11 protein-coding genes and 2 pseudogenes are annotated in these 18,350 nt (G+C 41.5%); 8 read left to right on the forward strand and 5 right to left on the reverse strand.

Going from position 1 to position 18,350, the window contains the following annotated elements; all coding sequences use genetic code 11:
* The first annotated feature begins 113 nt into the window (after positions 1–113).
* The 7 genes and pseudogenes from CLV62_RS06735 (at position 114) to CLV62_RS06760 (ending at position 10,298) form a co-directional block, all read left to right on the forward strand.
* Positions 114–647, forward strand: coding sequence for a glycosyltransferase family protein (locus tag CLV62_RS06735; protein ID WP_110310026.1), 534 nt, complete (start codon positions 114–116; stop codon positions 645–647).
* Between the two features lie 24 nt (positions 648–671).
* Positions 672–2,495 (forward strand): RagB/SusD family nutrient uptake outer membrane protein, encoded by a 1,824-nt coding sequence (locus tag CLV62_RS06740; protein WP_110310027.1) that lies wholly within the window; start codon positions 672–674, stop codon positions 2,493–2,495.
* A 703-nt stretch (positions 2,496–3,198) separates the two neighbouring features.
* Complete coding sequence (locus CLV62_RS06745; protein WP_110310028.1) at positions 3,199–4,095, forward strand: alpha/beta hydrolase; 897 nt, start codon at positions 3,199–3,201, stop codon at positions 4,093–4,095.
* The gene (locus CLV62_RS06750; protein WP_245904034.1) at positions 4,076–5,383 is read left to right on the forward strand and encodes a glycosyl hydrolase family 8; all 1,308 of its coding nucleotides are present in this window, start codon (positions 4,076–4,078) and stop codon (positions 5,381–5,383) included. The genes CLV62_RS06745 and CLV62_RS06750 overlap by 20 nt, the downstream gene beginning before the upstream one ends.
* A 369-nt stretch (positions 5,384–5,752) precedes the next feature.
* A pseudogene (locus CLV62_RS06755) lies at positions 5,753–6,862 on the forward strand (endo-1,4-beta-xylanase); the annotation flags it as partial.
* Positions 6,854–7,876: a glycoside hydrolase family 43 protein gene (locus CLV62_RS21895; protein ID WP_185144250.1), complete on the forward strand. Its 1,023-nt coding sequence runs from the start codon at positions 6,854–6,856 to the stop codon at positions 7,874–7,876. The pseudogene CLV62_RS06755 and the gene CLV62_RS21895, both read left to right, overlap by 9 nt.
* Positions 7,877–7,934: 58 nt before the next feature.
* The gene (locus CLV62_RS06760; RefSeq protein ID WP_110310029.1) at positions 7,935–10,298 is read left to right on the forward strand and encodes a glycoside hydrolase family 127 protein; all 2,364 of its coding nucleotides are present in this window, start codon (positions 7,935–7,937) and stop codon (positions 10,296–10,298) included.
* Positions 10,299–10,908: 610 nt separating this feature from the next.
* Here the strand turns inward: CLV62_RS06760 and CLV62_RS06765 are convergent.
* From CLV62_RS06765 to CLV62_RS06785, 5 genes are all read right to left on the reverse strand, one after another.
* The gene (locus tag CLV62_RS06765; RefSeq protein WP_110310030.1) at positions 10,909–12,444 is read right to left on the reverse strand and encodes an alpha-N-arabinofuranosidase; all 1,536 of its coding nucleotides are present in this window, start codon (positions 12,442–12,444) and stop codon (positions 10,909–10,911) included.
* 121 nt (positions 12,445–12,565) lie between these two features.
* A complete protein-coding gene (locus CLV62_RS06770) occupies positions 12,566–14,239 on the reverse strand; it encodes an endo-1,4-beta-xylanase (protein WP_110310031.1) in 1,674 nt (557 codons plus the stop codon).
* A gap of 23 nt (positions 14,240–14,262) precedes the next feature.
* Positions 14,263–15,297, reverse strand: coding sequence for a DUF5627 domain-containing protein (locus tag CLV62_RS06775; RefSeq protein ID WP_110310032.1), 1,035 nt, complete (start codon positions 15,295–15,297; stop codon positions 14,263–14,265).
* A gap of 35 nt (positions 15,298–15,332) precedes the next feature.
* Positions 15,333–17,081, reverse strand: a complete 1,749-nt coding sequence (locus CLV62_RS06780) for a RagB/SusD family nutrient uptake outer membrane protein (protein WP_110310033.1) — start codon at positions 17,079–17,081, stop codon at positions 15,333–15,335.
* Between the two features lie 25 nt (positions 17,082–17,106).
* Entirely contained in the window at positions 17,107–17,514 is a 408-nt protein-coding gene (locus tag CLV62_RS06785) for a hypothetical protein (protein WP_110310034.1), read from the reverse strand.
* Positions 17,515–17,551: 37 nt separating this feature from the next.
* Between CLV62_RS06785 and CLV62_RS06790 the strand changes: the two are divergent.
* Positions 17,552–18,163: pseudogene (locus CLV62_RS06790) on the forward strand (glycoside hydrolase family 31 protein); the annotation flags it as partial.
* Positions 18,164–18,350: the final 187 nt, after the last annotated feature.

An 18,350-nucleotide genomic window follows, 5' to 3' on the forward strand; every position in this document is an offset into this window, starting at 1 on the left:
TTTATCAGTTTAAGCTCTTTCTTCTTGGGAATCATAACTGAAAAATAATGGGGATTATTCTTTTAAGTTAATGATTTTCAAGAGATTGAGCAAATAATCAATCGCTTATTTTATTGATTATAAACATTTTAACTAAACAAATCAGCGGAAAAGTTCAACTACTGATTCGCATTACTAACTGGAAATCGACTTTACTGGGCGGATTTGCGGCAAAAAATCAGATGACCGACATGAACGATCGTTTCAGAGCCGGAGACCTCACTTTCACTACCGCAGGAGGCGAAACAATAACTTTGCCTGCCAATACCAACACTTCTGTGCCACGTGCCGTACTTAACGATCCGAATAACAACCATCAAAATGCATCGGACTATTTCATCGAAAACGGTTCTTACCTGCGTTGCAATCGTATCACTTTAGGTTACACTTTCCCTAAAAACAAATTGAAAAACTTGTCGGTAGAACAATTGCGTCTTTTTACAGGAGTGAAAAATCCGTTTACAATTACAAAGTATTCGATGTTCGACCCTCAAGTGCCCAACGGTGGTACTACCCTCGATCGGGGTGTCGATGGTACAGTATACTATTCGTCAAACACTTACTGGAGTCAACGTGAGTTTTTCGCAGGTATACAGTTAACATTCTAATGTAAATCTTAAAATCAACATAACATGAAACGAATAAGATTATATATCGCAGTTATTATAATAGTAACTGCATGGGTATTCCCCGGATGCCAACCCAATATGGATTATACAAATCCAATGGCGGAGAGCGATGCTAATTTTTATAATACGAAAAAAAATCTGATAGGGGCTGTCAACGGAGCATACAATATTATGCAACGTGGCGGAGGATGGACACGCTGTATGCCGTTCATGCTCAATGCCCGCAGCGATGAATATACATATACGAGCGGAGCGGTTGCCGGAGAGACTGCTTCTGCCAACATATCTCAATTTGTGGTGCAGGGCGATAATGAATTTATGTCGCTGTCTTATCAGGATATGTTTGTACTCCAATATGCTGCCAATCTTGCGATAGAAAGATTAAAGATCAATCAGGACGGAGCGTTCGACCTGAACAATGCCGAAGACAAAGCGTTATACGACCGCTTGATGGGAGAAAGCATATTTTTACGAGGACTAAGTCGTTTTTATCTCGTTTACTTCTGGGGAGATGCCATTCCCGATCGTAATTACACTACCACCGGCGGAGCCGACTTTAAGCTCGGTCCTTCCAGTCCCGGAGTTATTTATCAAAATATGATAAGCGATTTCAAAGAAGCAGCCAATCTCTTACCTGTACGTTCGATTGTATACACAGACCCCGAAAATCTTGGACGAGCCACCAAAGGCTCAGCCTTTGCCTATTTGGCAAAAGCATACATGGCTCGCCCTATTCTTGATGCAACGGCTAAAGCCGGTGATGCGGAGTGGGCTTTGGCGAAAGAAGCCTTAAAAAAGATTATAGACTCTAACGAATACGAATTAATAAACAACTATCGAGATAACGGTTCGGAAGCTAACGAAAACAATAAAGAATCGATATTTGAAGTACAGTTTTCGAGAAGCACCGATACCGACGGATTTAATCCGGTAGCAAACGGTGACATAGGCACTTGGACTATAAGCGGTCAGAATACATGGCGACAAATAGAGTTGACCGCTCCCAACTCAAGCGAATCGGGTCGCTGGTGGAACGGGCAACCATCTTTGGCGTTATACAATGAGTTTGAACAAGATGCAAACGGAAAAATAATCGATCCTCGTGCATATCAAGGTCTATGGATACCCGACGGTGCAAAGTATAAAGGAAAATCGGGTGCATGGATCGGTCATAATATCTTGTTCAGTGGAGGAACTTTCGATGAATGGAAAGGCAAGTGGTTTGGAGTACGTAAATATGGTGAAGATGAATATGTAAACGATGCCGGAAAGAGTGGTATAAACGACCGTCTGATTCGTTATGCCGATGTACTGTTGATGTATGCCGAATGTTCTATCGAAACAGGAGACGAAGCCACAGCACTTACCTATATAAACAAAGTACGTGAAAGAGCCAATAAAAAAATGCTTAACGCTACGGAAGCCGATCAAGGTATGTTTTATGCCACAGGAACAGGAAATCTGCCTACGGCAGAACAACTGATTTCGAAGGCTCCTACATTGGGACGAGTGGTGTCTGCCAATGGACAAGTAGTGTGTGAAGGCATAAAAATAAATACCGTTCGCCGCCTGTTGAAGCACGAATATTCGGCTGAATTGTATTGGGAAGGCTGGTGTTTTTTCAATCTCATGCGTTGGTATAACAACCCCAACGACCCCGATGCATCGTCGATACTGGATAATTTGAAGAACAAAAATGCTCTGCAAGTGGAGCAAACGGGACTGACAGGAACTATTCCATTCACTTATCAAAGACATCTGAGAATGCCTATACCTTCGTCCGAGCTCTCTACAAATAGCAATATGAAAGGTAATTCTGCAAATTAAAACCTGTGTAATATGTTTTGCCGGCTGTATAATCTTCTAATGACAGTCGGCAAAATGCTTACATATAATTGCAATCAGTAGTTGGATTGTCTCTAAAAAATGCTCTTTAAAGTTATTAATACTACGCACAATCAAAGATTGTTTGTGTCCCTTTTGCCACCTCCCCTCTATCCCCTCCACAAGAGGGGAAGCCAATTGACTCCTCCCTTGTGGGGAGGACGGGTGGGGTTAAAAGGAATCAAAAAGTCTTTTGCCGACCACTTACGGGTGTGATCCGTTAGCAACTTGCCATCGGAATAAAATAAGCCGTCCTGTCGGACTTTTTGTATTTTATTCTTATCGACTGCTTCGTTGAACGGATACCTCACCCCCGAAGTAAATGTCGGCTTTGCTTACGCCCGTCAGGTTCTCCGACATTTGCCGGTTGCACGGGGTACCCGATGTGAGAAGAAAGCGTAAAAAACAAAAAGAAATCAATCAAGAAAGTATTTTTTTGTTTTCGCTTTCAAGCACCTATCGGGTCGGGCAAGGAGGCTCAGTCTTGATCTTTTGTTTCGTTTTGCATCAAGGCAAAATGAAAGACAAACCTCGATAGAGGTGCGTCAGTAAAAAAAGAAAATAGAGCGTTTTTTAGAGACAATCCAACTACTGATTCGCATAAAAACTCTAATATTATTCACAACCATTAAAAAATAAAAATACGATGAAGAAGTTACTTCTGTTATGCCTCTTTGTTGCAGGTACATATATTAATATGTATAGCCAGAATTTCAAAAATGCACCCGACGGTTACGATATGCTGCGAAGCGGTATTCAAGAAGGGAAGATAGATACCATCGAGTACTCTTCGGCAACCGTAGGAACAAACCGAAGGGCCCTTGTTTATACACCTCCCGGATATTCGAAAGACAAAAAATATCCTGTACTCTATCTTTTGCACGGAATAGGTGGAGACGAAAAGGAATGGTTCACAAACGGGCAGCCTCAAGTGATTCTCGACAACCTGTATGCCGATAAAAAAATAATTCCCATGATAGTTGTGCTTCCCAACGGACGTGCAATGAAAGACGACAGGGCTACGGGCAATATCTTCGACAAGGATAAGGTAGAAGCATTTTCCGTTTTCGAAAAAGATTTAATCAACGATCTCATACCCTTTATCGAGAAAAATTACTCAGCCATCAGCAACCGTGAAGACCGGGCCATTGCCGGATTATCGATGGGGGGAGGGCAGTCCTTAAATTTCGGGTTGGGTAATCTCGATAAATTTGCATGGGTAGGAGGCTTTTCTTCCGCTCCTAATACCAAAGAACCCCAATTGTTGATGCCTGATCCGACAGAAGCCAAAGAGAAATTGAAACTGTTGTGGATCTCGTGCGGAGATCAGGATAACTTAATAAATTTCAGTAAACGCACACACGATTATCTTACAGCCAATCAAGTACCTCATGTATATCAGGTAATACCCGGAGGATACCACGACTTTAAGGTCTGGAAGCAAAACTTATATATGTTTTCGCAACTGCTTTTTAAGCCTGTAACACTTCGGTTGATAGAAGAATACAGTAATATTCCGATAGATGAAAACGTTGAAAATTGATGACAGCATAAATCTAATAACGATGAATCAGAATATAAAAATCGCTTTTTTTCTACTGACGTTTTGTTGTGTAAACATCAGTATCATAGGACAGACTAACAAAGGTGCTTATCATACAGGTACATACCGGAATGTTTTTCAGGAAGCCGGATATGCCCAATCCGATATAGACGCTAAAGTAGAGAAAGCTTATAAAGATCTTTTTGAAGGAGATAACCCCATTTACTTCGAGGTGGGCGACTCTATGGCGTATGTCTCAGACATTAAAAACCACGATGCACGCACCGAAGGTCTCTCTTACGGTATGATGGTTGCCGTTCAGCTTAACAAGAAAAATGTTTTTGATCGTATCTGGCGATGGTCTAAAACCTATCATCAGCATCAGGATGGAGCTAGGGAAGGATATTTTGCCTGGAGTTTCGATCCTGCAAAGATGAAACGAAACTCCGAAGGATCGGCTTCGGATGGCGAATTGTATTATGTTACTGCCCTTTTATTTGCATCTAACAGATGGGGAAACAACACCGGCATTGATTATTATGGCGAAGCACGCAGAATATTGGACAATATGTGGAAAAAAGACGGAACAGGAAATATCCGTAACCTTATCAATACCGAACACAAGCAAATAACATTTGTTCCCGAAGGCGATGCCTATAACTGGACAGATCCATCGTATCATTTGCCTGCTTTTTTAGAAATATGGGCAGAATACGCTAAAGACGGGCATGAACAGTTTTACCGGGATTGTGCCGATACGGCTCGTGTTTTCCTCCACAGGGCGTGCCATCCGATCACCGGGTTGAATGCCGATTATACCGAATTTAGCGGAAAACCGCATTCCACATCGTGGATGCCTGCCGCATTTCGCTATGATTCGTGGAGAGTGCCTATGAATATTGCGATGGATTACAATTGGTACGGAAAAGATAAAGAGTGGCAGGAAGATTATGCAGCATGCATTCAGAAATTTTTCAGATCGAAGGGCATAGATACCTACGAGGATCAGTTTAACCTCGATGGCTCGCGACCCGACTTTATTCTTAAGGCTGGCGATACCGAAGGGTTGAGGCATTCAATCGGGCTGGTGGCTACTCTTGCCACTACCGATACAATGAATGCGGACGATAAAAATATGGATTTTGTCCATGCTCTATGGAATGCCAAGCTCGAACCTTACGACGATGGTTATTTCGACCCATACTACGATGGGCTGTTGTATTTGTTCAGCCTGATGCACCTGAGCGGAAAATACAGGATAATAACCCCTGACTATGTATCCAAATAATTCGGAAACTATCTAACTTTTGAAGAATAATATTCAATAATCAGATGAGCCAGCATAGGGGCGTATAGCCTTTCGTCCTTATGCTGGCTTTTTATTAATCTTGAAGTAATAAACTGTATTGTATAAATACTTAAGTGAATCCAGAGGTATAAAGCTCTGAAGAATACGATGAATGTTACACATTAATAATAGTATGTAACGCACTGCAAAACATCTGAAACAATATAGTTTCTTCAATTATATCTTTCGCTATACTTTAGTTTATCCAAAATTTTCACACAAATCGTTCCTCATAGAATAACAACTTTAAATTATAAAATCAAACAATATAAATTTATGAAAAGAAAATGTACTCACCTTTCGCGTTTCATGTTCACGAGGTTGTTTCTCTGCCTAGCCCTATTCGGAGGTTTTTTTACTGCCAGAGCAGAGGGAATAAAAGAACCCGCACTAAAAGATGCACTCAAAGACAAGTTTAATATAGGAGTTGCTTTGAACCTTCAACAGATATGGGAGAGAGATGTCACTGCCACAAAGATTATAAAGAAGAACTTCAATTCTATTGTCGCCGAAAATTGCATGAAAAGTGCGATGCTACAACCCGAGGAAGGGAAGTTTATGTTTAAAGATGCCGATAAGTTTGTAGAGTTTGGAGAACAAAACCAAATGAAGATAATCGGGCACACACTCATCTGGCACTCACAAGCCCCCCGTTGGTTTTTTACCGATAAAGACGGAAAAGAGGTATCGAGAGAAGTCCTGATAGAACGCGTGAAGAATCACATAACCACCGTAGTATCCCGTTACAAAGGACGTGTAAAAGGATGGGATGTTGTCAATGAAGCCATTTTAGACGACGGTACTTTCAGAAAGAGTAAATTTTATAATATCATAGGAGAAGACTTTATAAGTCTCGCCTTTCAGTTTGCACGTGCCGCCGACCCCGATGCAGAATTATATTACAATGATTTTTCGATGGCTGCCCCTGGTAAACGCAATTCAGTAGTTGCACTGGTGAAAAAATTACAATCACAAGGTATAAAAGTGGATGGTATAGGAATGCAAGGACACCTAGGATTAGAACACCCTTCGATGCAAGAGTTTGAAAAAAGCATACTTGCTTTTGCTTCAACAGGAGCCAAAGTAATGATAACAGAACTTGATATATCGGTACTTCCTTTTCGTGAAAATGTAGGAGCTGAGGTTTCGGCAAATTTCGATTATAAAAAAGAGCTTGATCCCTACACTAAAGGATTACCTAATGATGTGTCCGAGAAATGGAATCAGCGTATGGGTGATTTTTTCGCACTCTTTCTGAAACACTCTAACGTCATCAATCGAGTAACGTTGTGGGGATTGTCGGATGGCGATTCATGGAAGAACAACTGGCCCATACACGGGCGTACCGATTATCCGTTACTCTTCGACCGACAACACAAAGCTAAACCTGTTATTGATGAGATTATAAAGATGGCAGACGCCGATCTGAAAAAAGGTAATAATCGAGCAAACACAACGAGAAGCCCCAGATACCTTGTTCCCAACGATTATATGGCAGACCCCGCAGCTCACGTGTTCGAAGGTAAATTGTATATATATCCTTCTCACGATTGGGAAAGTGGAGTAGAGGAGAATGATAATGGCGATCACTTCAATATGAAAGATTACCATGTATTCTCGATGCAAGATATAAACGGAGAGGTTACCGATCATGGTGTCGTGCTTACCGTTAAAGATATTCCTTGGGCAGGTAGGCAATTATGGGACTCGGATGTAGCTTTTAAAAATGGTAAATATTATATGTATTTTCCGTTGAAAGATCGTAATGATATCTTCCGAATCGGAGTAGCTATTAGTGACAAACCTTATGGATCTTTTATTTCGGAGAAGCATCCTATGTTGGGCAGTTACAGTATAGACCCGTGCGTGTTCGAAGATAATGGTAAACATTATATGTATTTTGGTGGAATCTGGGGTGGTCAGTTGCAACGTTATCGTAACAATAAGGCATTAGAATCTGCTGCTACTCCTGCCGATGATGAACCTTCGATATGTTCTAAAATTGCACAATTGAGTGATGACATGATGGAGTTTGGCGAACAACCACGTGATATTGTTATCAAGGATAAAGATGGCAAACCCTTGTTACAAGGTGATACTCAACGTCGATTTTTCGAAGCATCGTGGGTGCATAAATACAATGGGAAATATTATTTTTCGTATTCAACAGGTGATACGCACAACCTTTGTTATGCAACAGGCGACAATCCGTATGGTCCGTTTGTTTATCAAGGCGTGATAATGACTCCCGTTGTAGGTTGGACAACACACCACTCTATAGTAGAATATAATGGCAAGTGGTATTTATTCTATCATGATAGTGTTCCTTCGGGAGGAAAAACATGGCTCCGCAGTATGAAAGTTGTAGAACTAGAATACAACCCCGATGGAACTATAAAGACATTGGATGGAATGAATCAGTCGGAAGGATAAAAATAGTATATTGCATTTTATTAGCACTATTTTCTAAAATAGCCTTAAATAAAAAAACATGAAGAAACAGGTCTTATTTATCCTAGCACTTCTTTATCTGTCGTCTGCTATGGCACAAACACAACGAGAAGTAGAGTATTTTAAATTACAGGATATTCGACTTTTAGAAAGTCCCTTTAAACATGCCCAGGAGTTAGATAAAGAGTATTTATTGGCTTTAGATGCCGATAGATTACTTGCTCCTTTTTTACGCGAGGCAGGTCTTATACCTAAAGCCGAAAGTTATACAAATTGGGAAAACACAGGGTTAGATGGGCATATTGGTGGACATTATATTTCGGCTCTTTCTATGATGTATGCATCAACAGGAGATTTGTTGATAAAACAACGGCTCGATTATATGATTGATGAGTTGAAACACTGTCAGGACAAGAATGGTGATGGGTACATAGGCGGAGTTCCGGGAGGGAAAGCGATATGGGAAGAGGTAGCTGCCGGAAATATAAGAGCTGCAAGTTTCAGTCTCAATGACAAATGGGTTCCTCTATATAATATACATAAAACTTATGCCGGATTGCGTGATGCTTATCTTTATGCTGATAACAATATGGCGAAAGATATGCTCATAAAGATGACAGACTGGGCTGTTGATCTCGTATCCGGATTATCGGAAGAGCAAATTCAGGATATGCTTCGAAGCGAACATGGAGGCCTTAACGAAACATTTGCTGATGCGGCAGCCATTACAGGTAATGGTGATTATCTGAAATTGGCACATCAATTCTCACATCGACAGATTCTCGATTTTCTGCTTCAGCATGAAGATAAGTTGACAGGTATGCATGCCAATACACAAATACCTAAAGTGTTAGGATTTAAACGTATTGCCGATCTCGAAAATAATGAATCGTGGTCGGAAGCCGCTCGTTTTTTCTGGCAAACAGTCGTTGAAAAGCGTTCTGTATCAATAGGAGGAAATAGTGTGAGCGAGCATTTTAATTCGACAAGCGATTTTTCGAAGATGGTAAAAAGCATAGAAGGCCCTGAGACCTGTAATACGTACAATATGTTACGTTTGACCAAAATGCTTTATGGAACATCGAAGGATGAAAAATATGTGGACTACTACGAGCGTGCGTTATACAATCATATTCTTTCTACACAAAATCCCGTTCAGGGAGGGTTTGTATATTTTACACAGATGCGTCCGGCACATTACCGCGTATATTCACAGCCACAAACTAGTTTCTGGTGTTGCGTGGGTTCAGGTCTCGAGAATCATGCGAAGTATGGCGAAATGATTTACGCACATACTGAAAACGAATTGTTTGTAAACCTGTTCATCCCTTCCCGATTAGATTGGAAGGCTATGAATACGGAAATAATACAGCAGAATAAGTTTCCAGATGAGGATGAAACACATTTGACAGTGAATCCCGATAAGGATAAGATCTTTACCTTACAATTAAGATATCCTGAATGGGTAGAAAAAGGGGCTTTGAAAATTTCGATAAACGGCAAAGATTACCCTCTTTCGCAAGAGCCTGCAACTTATATAGCAATTAAACGGAAATGGAAGAAAGGCGATAAGGTAACAATGAAAATGCCTATGCACATAAAATTAGAGCAATTACCTGATAAGTCAAACTACTATTCTATTCTTTACGGTCCTATTGTATTAGCAGCCAAAGCAGGCACAGAGGATATGGAAGGCTTATTTGCCGATGATAGCCGTGGCGGACATATAGCACATGGAAAGCAAATTCCCATAAAAGATATGCCTATTATAGTGAGTGAACCCAATAAGATAGAATCATTGATAAAACCTGTGGAGGGGAAGTCTCTTACGTTCCATCTATCTGGGCTTTATCCCGATAAGTATGGTGATGGAATGGAGTTAATCCCGTTTTTCCGCTTACACGAATCACGCTATATACTTTATTGGGCACAAGCAACCACAGACGAAGTAAAGAATATGCAGAAAAGAATAGAGCAGGAGGAAGAAGTACGTATAAAGCTGGATGCTATTACCGTAGATAAGGTGGTATGTGGAGAGCAACAACCCGAGTCGGATCATTTTATACAATCGGATCATTCCAATAATGGTTTTGTTGATGACATTCATTGGCGTGAAGCCAAAGGATGGTTTAGTTATCGGCTACAAAATACAAACAGAAACAGTAAGGAGTTGTATATAAGCTATTTTAACTCTGACCCGAATCGCAGCTGTACCATTTATATAAACGGAATTAAACTAACTACATTGGACTTGGACGGCAAAGGCGGTGACAGTTTGTTCAGTACTGTTTACCCTATACCCGAAAGTGAACAAGGGAAAGATATTTTAGAGGTTAAGTTTGTAGCTTCTCCTGATAAAATGACAATGAAATTGGCGGAAACGAGACTCTTAAAGAACGATTAACTAATATCTGCTTATTGAAAAATACCCCCAAAAGTTATGCTTAACTTTTGGGGGTATTTTAGTCGTAATGCAATCAGTAGTTGAGTTGTTAGTCACAAACTCTCTTTTACTTTCGTTATACTACGCGCAATCAAAGATTGCTTGTATTCCTTTTGCCCAAATCCGCAAAAGGAACCAAAAAGTCTTTTGCCGACCACTTACGGGTGTGATCCGTTAGCAACTTGCCGTCGGAATAAAATAAGCCGTCCTGTCGGACTTTTTGTATTTTATTCTTATCGACAGCTTCGTTGAACGGATACCTCACCCCCGAAGTAAACGTCGGCTTTGCTTACGCCCGTCAGGCTCTCCGACCTTTGCCGGTTGCACGGGGTACCCGATGTGGGAGGAAAGCGTAAAAAACAAAAAGAAATCAAAGTCGAAAGTATTTTTTTGTTTTCGCTTTCGGAGCACGTATCGGGTCGGGAAAAGAGGCTCAGTCTTGATCTTTTGTTTCGTTTTGCATCAAGGCAAAATGAAAGACAAGCCCGATAGGGTGCGTCAGTAAAATGAGTGTTTATTTCCGACATCCAACTACTGATTCGCATTAGTAACTGACTCTAAGAAATTTCTCTTATTGTATTTCCAGTACAACGATAGATTTCGCTGGTAGCTTCAAATTGAGCTTACCATTTTCTATTTTAGCACCCGAAAATACCTGAGGTTTTACCAACTCGGGATTATCGAATGTATTGTGATCTTCGATGTTTTTCGAAGTCAATATTTTACCGCTTACTTTCCCTACTTTTGTATTGAAAACGTCTATGCTTACATTTTGGTCGTTATCCAAATCTATATTTGCTAAGGTTATATGCGTTAACCCATTCTTTTGCGATGCCGATGCACTCACCAACGGTACGTTACGACCTCTTATCTGTTTTGTTTCAGCAATAATATCCATGGGCAGATAAGTAGCATCTTGATGTACCCGATACATATCGAAGACATGGTAAGTGGGGGTAAGAGCCATTTTGTCTCCTTTGGTCAATATCATAGATTGAAGCACGTTAACTACTTGTGCGATATTAGCCATCTGAATACGGTCTGTATATTTATTGAATACATTCAGTGTAAGAGCGGCAACAAAAGCATCCCGCATGGTATTTTGCTGAAAAAGAAATCCCGGATTTGTACCCGGCTCCACATCCCACCATGTACCCCATTCGTCCACCATAAGCCCTACACGCTTGTCTTTATCATAGGTGTCCATAATAGCCATATGCTTTTGAAGCACATCTTCTATTTCGAGGCATTTACCCATCGTCCAGTAATGATCGTCGGCACTAAATTGTGTGGCAGAACCTTTGCTGCCGTTCCACCCTCTAACGGTATAGTAGTGAAGCGAAAGACCGTCCATCTTGCTTCCTGCTTTCTTCATCAATACATCTGTCCAATTGTAGTCGTAATCGCTTGCCCCGCTTGCTATTTTAAATAATTTGTTACCGCTGAAATTACGGCAATAGACAGCATAACGGCGAAACAGATCGGCGTAATATTCTGCTTGCATATCGCCTCCGCAACCCCAGCTTTCGTTACCAACACCCAGATATTTCACTTTCCAGGGTTTCTCTCTACCGTTTTTGCGTCGTAAGTTTGCCATCGGGCTTTCGCCGTCGGAGGTCATATATTCCACCCATTTGGCTAACTCTTCTACCGTTCCACTGCCTACGTTTCCACTGATGTAGGGTTCGCATTCCAGCAATTCGCACAGGTTAAGAAATTCGTGTGTACCGAAGCTATTGTCTTCTACAACGCCTCCCCAATTGTTATTTACCATTTTGGGGCGGTTTTCTTTAGGGCCTATTCCATCCATCCAGTGATATTCGTCGGCAAAGCATCCTCCGGGCCAACGCAGGTTGGGTATTTGTAGTTTCTTCAGAGCTTCGAGCACATCGGTGCGGTAACCTTTGGTGTTGGGTATCGGAGAATCTTCGCCAACCCACAGTCCGCCATAGATGCACGTTCCGAGATGTTCGGCAAAATGACCATATATGTGCTTACTGATAGTTTGTTTTCCCCTGTCGGGATAAACACGTATTTGTACGTCTTTTTGAGGATAGACGCATACACAAATGAAAGTAACGATAAACGAGAGTACGCATTTTTTCATGTTTTTTGTAATTAAGATTATTTGATATTCAGTTGTTTTTCAGGTTTCAATTTACTTAATATTCCTGTATTAAAAAAATACCCTCCCTTTTTATTACGAAGGGAGGATATTTTTTTCATTTTCAGAATCCTGTGCTTACATCTTTACCTGCAAGACCATCACAAAAACCTTTGTATGAAAGCTTACGGCGAAGGTTAAGATCCCAAAGAGCCTGTTGTTCACCCGGCAACCACTTAGAATCTTCGGGGCTATCGCTAACTCCCCACACCGTAATGCCATAACGCTGATTAGCGGGTGTATGTTTGAAATACATTTCGACTACATACCTGTACATTTCCGCTTGTGCTGCCAAATCGGCTTCGGTAGGGGTTTTACCCAATCGTATATCCAGTTCCGAAACACGTATAAGTTTACCGGTAGCAGCAAGTAACTGAAACATTTGCACTATCTTTTCCTTATCCGATGTCAACGAAAGGTGCATCTGAGTGCCTATACCGTCCACTTTTGCTCCTTTGCTTTCGATATATTGCACATACTGAATAATACCCCGGCATTTGTCGAGATTATATTCGAGATTATAATCGTTGATGAATAGCTTATCGCCTGCATTACCATACTGACGTGCAAGATTGAAGGCTTTTACCGCATAATCTTTACCTAAGTAGTCTTGCCAATAAAATTCGTCAGCCGCCTTATTTGTTTTGCCGATGCCTGTTTTCAGCTCGTAAGGCTTGCCGTCGTCCATCGGTTCGTTTACCACATCCCATGCTTTGACGTACTGTTTGCAGTGCGAAACCATTTCGGAAATCCATTTTTCCATCACCGAGCCGATGATTGTTTGCTCATCTTCCGAAGTGGTTTTTAATACATTAAGCGAAGAGCCGGCTATCTGGCTACGGGGGGTAGCATCTACTTTGCTGAGTACGATGTTGTCTATATAAATTGTAGCCGCAGATTCAGCCAGACTCATTATAACCCTGTTTCTGTCGTCTGCTGTTATGGTAGTATTGAGGCCAACACGTTGCCAATCCGTACTGGCATTGACTGTTCCAAAAGAGTCTGATGAATAGTTGCTACTTTGCATCTCTGGTCTTATAACAGCGGCTTTATCGGCTTTCACATCGAAGCTGAGATTGTAGGTCGATCCATTCAATAGAGGCAAGGGTAGGGAGTAGAGTATTTGTGCGTCCCAATAATTGGCTGAGGCGGAAGGATTGGTTACCCACATAGCATACCCTGCATTTCCATAGCCTTTGCCGTTGTCGGTAACACCCATTGTCGAACCATTTCCCCAGCCTGCCCAGCCTGCAATTGTTCCCAATTCAAAATCGCTGTTCGACATAAGATTAGCCGGTGCAATAAGACTATTGAGATAGCTTGCATTCTGGTTGGTGTGCCATACAAGGGTATGCCCGAAAACGCCTACTTTAGCTTCGCTTGTTGCTGCAAAAAGACGGTCTACATTCGTAAAGTTTAACTCGCCGTCGCTTTGTACTATTGCCCCATGCTTCATTTCGTAGCCGATGGTGATTTCGTCGAAATTGCTGTTAACGATCGAATTGGCTTTAACATTGTTCACATATTCGTCTATTCCGACTCCTGCTCCAACCCTGAAAACAGGGTTGTTTGCATAATCGACATAAGATTTCACAACATCGTATTTGCCAACGATTGCTTTAATGGAATTGCTCATATCCGGCTCCTGATAAGTTATAGCATCATGTCGGGCATCTTCGCAGGACGCAAACACGAATATCGCTGTCAGGAACAAAAATATATAATTAGTATATTTCATATTCAGATTTGTTAAGTGTTACTTTATTTAATGACAAAAGGAGTGAATGTTTCCATTGCCACACCACGGTCACGCACGACCAAAGTGTCGGTAAAAGAGTGAGTGGCATTGCCAAAATCGACATTGTATTTGATGTGTAAAACATTGCGTTTCTCTTCGCCCCACATATCGCCTTTTAGAACAAAGTTTCCGCTACCGGATATGTTATAAGCAACCGACTCGGGATTGGTGATAACACATTTTCCGTCTTTATCGAACTTCAATACCAACTCGTAAGGGAGATTTTCATTCTCTTTGGTTTTTGCGTTCAGCGAAATGGTAACTTCATCCATCGATTTTGTGACAACCTTGCATACTTCGTCTTTTTCCACATACTGATTGTGGTAGACAATTTTATTTTCCAAGGTCGTGTTGCCACTGTTGCCTTTCACTACATCTATGCCCCGGCGAAGATATGAGCCATGCCATGGATTGATATATTTAACGGCATAGAGGATATAATCTTTGGGAACGGTAGCCCAATCATCGGTTATCCGGCTATCGGGCTTCGGAAGGTTGCTCTTACCTCTCAGAATAGAATCGGCATTCTGAACCGAGGCTATACGCAATGGAATGACAAAGGTGTTTTTGACCGAGCGTGAGTCGGCAAAAAAAGCATCTGTCAATTTTACTTCTATTCCTCCCATAAATTTACCTTTCGGAATCATGATCTTCATATCGCTTGAAAGGGTGTAATACTCGGCAGGCATAGCTATTACCTGATCTCCATTGCTGTTGCCGAATCTAAGGCTTTCGCAAAGCGAATTGTCGACTACCACACCGAGCGAAATATCTTTCTTATTTTTATATACTCCGCCCATAGCTGCCATAATCAGGCATTTATGGTCATTGTCGAGCGAATTGTCGTATATATCCTCCCCCAAGGTTATTGTTCTGACGGGCGATTGATAAGCAAAATATACGGTCGAGTAATCGAAATCGGGAAATTCGTTCTCTTGATTTTCACACGAAGCGAATATTAATCCCAATATGATTGATGCAAAAAATAATTTTTTCATTTTCACTGTCTTTTATATATTAAAATTATAAGGCATTACCATCCTGCGTTTTGTACAAGGTCTAACTTCAATGCCTCTTGATAAGGAATCGGGGCATAATACATAAAATTGCTGTAAGTTCTGTTTTCTACAGCAGACACAGTATAGCTGTTATTCTCAATTTTTACACCGTTAGCCGATTCACTGATACTTTCTTTCCAGCGACGTAAATCCCAGAATCGGAATCCTTCGAAACATAGCTCTAACCGCCTTTCGTTGTGAATGAGTTTTCTCATATCGTCTTTTCCGGTAATAGAAGCTAAATAGGCATCGGGCTGACTTATTCCTGCTCTTTTACGGATAGCGGCTATAATTTCGCGTGCCGAATAGCTGTTTGTGCCTTTACCATCGGGACCCCATGCCTCGTTAGCTGCTTCGGCGTAGGCCAGAAATAATTCGGTGTAACGGATATGTACCGAATAGTGATTCTGGTCTGTCAACAAAGACGGGTTGAGATTTACATCCGAACGTAAGAGTTTACGCATATAATAGCCTGTGCGTGTAGAGGTACTTATTTTATCTACTGCATCGTTGCCGCCTTCGTTTTCGGTATAAATAACTTTATTTGAAAAGCTGCTCCGGTTATAAATTATGTAATTGGCTAAACGCGGGTCGCGTCCGTCATAAGGTTTCGTTGGATCATATCCACTCTTCGAGGCATCGGAAATAGGATATCCGTTTGCCATCGGAAAAGCATCCACCAGATTTTGTGTAGGATTGATCCTTCCGTTTCCGTAAAGCGTAGGCGGAAAATTGTTTTGCTCCAAACTACGGCTTTTGCTTATAGAGCCTCTCCATAGTATTTCCCCCTGATCCTTACCTGCTAGAATATCAAGTTTATCTACGTTCGAACCTAGAAAAAACAAGCCTCCTTGAGGATCGAGCCCGCTGATTCCTCCTACCAGCTTGAGCGATTCGCCTGCGTATTTTGCAGCATTTTCCCACGACTCTTGTCCATAAGCAGGACTCGCTGCCATTAGTGCTACTTTTGCACGGATGCCTTTAGCAATACGGGCTGTCATACGTTGTTTATTGTAATCACCCAAAACACGGTTGTAAGAATCTACGTCGACTCCCAGACTTGCATACATAGGTAACATTTGCGAAGCATCCGATATGTTGGAATAATCGGTAGGTAAATATTTTTCGGCTTCCGACAGGTCGGCGTAAATTTGCGTCAAACAGTCTTTGTAAGTATCGCGTGGTTTCTTAAAGTCCGATATGTTTTCAAGAAAGGCGGTGATGACAGGTACACCCAGCAATGTACCCTGAGCGTCATAGCCTCCATGAGCCTGCAACAGGCAGTACATAAAGTATGCCCTAAGACCGTATGCCTCACCTTTGTGGCGGGAATTATACAATTGACTCACTTTTTCGCCCGATATTGGAGCCCAGTTGATTTTGTCGGACTCCACTAATAACTTATTCAAATACATGATCGCAGTATACGACCTGTCCCATTGGTTCATAGGATTGAACTGAGCCGACCATTGCCCTGTTGCCATACGGCGGTAGTCGTTCGATTTGTCGTTCGATACGGCGTCGTCGGTGGCAACATCATTGAAGCTGAAACCGTAAATATTGGGTAAGGCGGTATACGCATTCAAAAGGAGCCCTTCGGCAAATGTAGGGTCTTTGTACACGTTTTCGAACGTAAAATGACTATCATCGGCCGGGGCAAACTGATCTTGGCAGCCCGATAGTATGGTTATAGCCAGCAGTAGAAGTATTATATGTTTTTTCATATCGTCACTTTTTTGTATATCTTAATTAAAATTTGGCAACAAGTCCCATTTCATAATATCTGTAATAGGGTGCATTACCTACATTGAGATCGAGTATGTCTTTGTTTTTTGACACAGTGAGCAGGTTAGATCCGTTAGCATATACTGTTAATCCCTTTACGAATTTGTCTTTCAGGATACTTTGCGAAAAGTTATACGTAAGTTGTACCTTGCTCAGGTTAAACCTATTGGTGCTGTACATCCAAAAATCAGAGTAACGGTTGTTGTTGGTATTACTTTGCGAACTGAGGCGGGGATAAGTAGCCGTGTTTTTGGTTGCCTCCGTCCAACGGTTCAGCACTTCTGTCGAGTACTTCTTATCGCCGTCTATCCAATAGTAGTTGCCCGATTTGATACCGTCGCCTCCTCTGTTTCCCGTACCTTGGACAAACAAGGTGAAGTTTTTGTACGAAGCGGATAGATTGAGTGCATACGACCATCAACGCTCGGTAACATCCGACAAGCGTGTGTTTATTCTTACCCGCTCTGCTTTTGCAGGGCAGCAACGGTATGCAGCTAACACGTGGTCGGGCGATATTGTTGCATCGTGGGAAACATTGAGAAACCAAATTTCGGCAGGTCTCAATTTCTCATTATGCGGGATTCCTTATTGGAACAGCGATATTGGCGGTTTTTTCCTTTGGGACTATAAGAAACCGCTCGAAAATGCAGATTATCGGGAGCTATATGCCCGTTGGGTACAGTTCGGAACGTTTTGCCCGATGATGCGTTCGCACGGAGCGGATGCTCCCCGTGAAATTCGCATTTATCCGGGTGCAAACGGCGAATTTACGTTATATGAAGATGAAAACGACAATTACAACTATGAGAAAGGGATGTATTCAACTATAAATTTTATATGGAACGATGCAAAAAATACATTGACTATTAACGACCGTAATGGTTCTTTCTCCGGAATAATTACCGAACGTAAATTCAATATTATACGTGTCGCTCCTGCCAATGGAACAGGTATAGTCTCTTTGGTGAAATCAGATAAAGAGGTAAATTATATTGGTAAGAAGGTTGTGATTAAATTATAGAATATCGGTTCGATTTGTTTTATCAGAATAACCAATTAAGGTCGCAGACCTTTTTATTGCTTTGGCAAGGCTCCCCTCTTAATCTCCCCAAAAGGGAGAAATAGCTCTCTCCTTTGGAGGGGTGGAGAGGCTTTATGTCGATGAATTATCGCATTAAATATTTAACGCTACTTAAGCATATGCTAAT

It is taken from the genome of Indolivaga alginatilytica (assembly GCF_003201355.1).
GTDB lineage: Bacteria > Bacteroidota > Bacteroidia > Bacteroidales > Dysgonomonadaceae > Dysgonomonas_A > Dysgonomonas_A alginatilytica.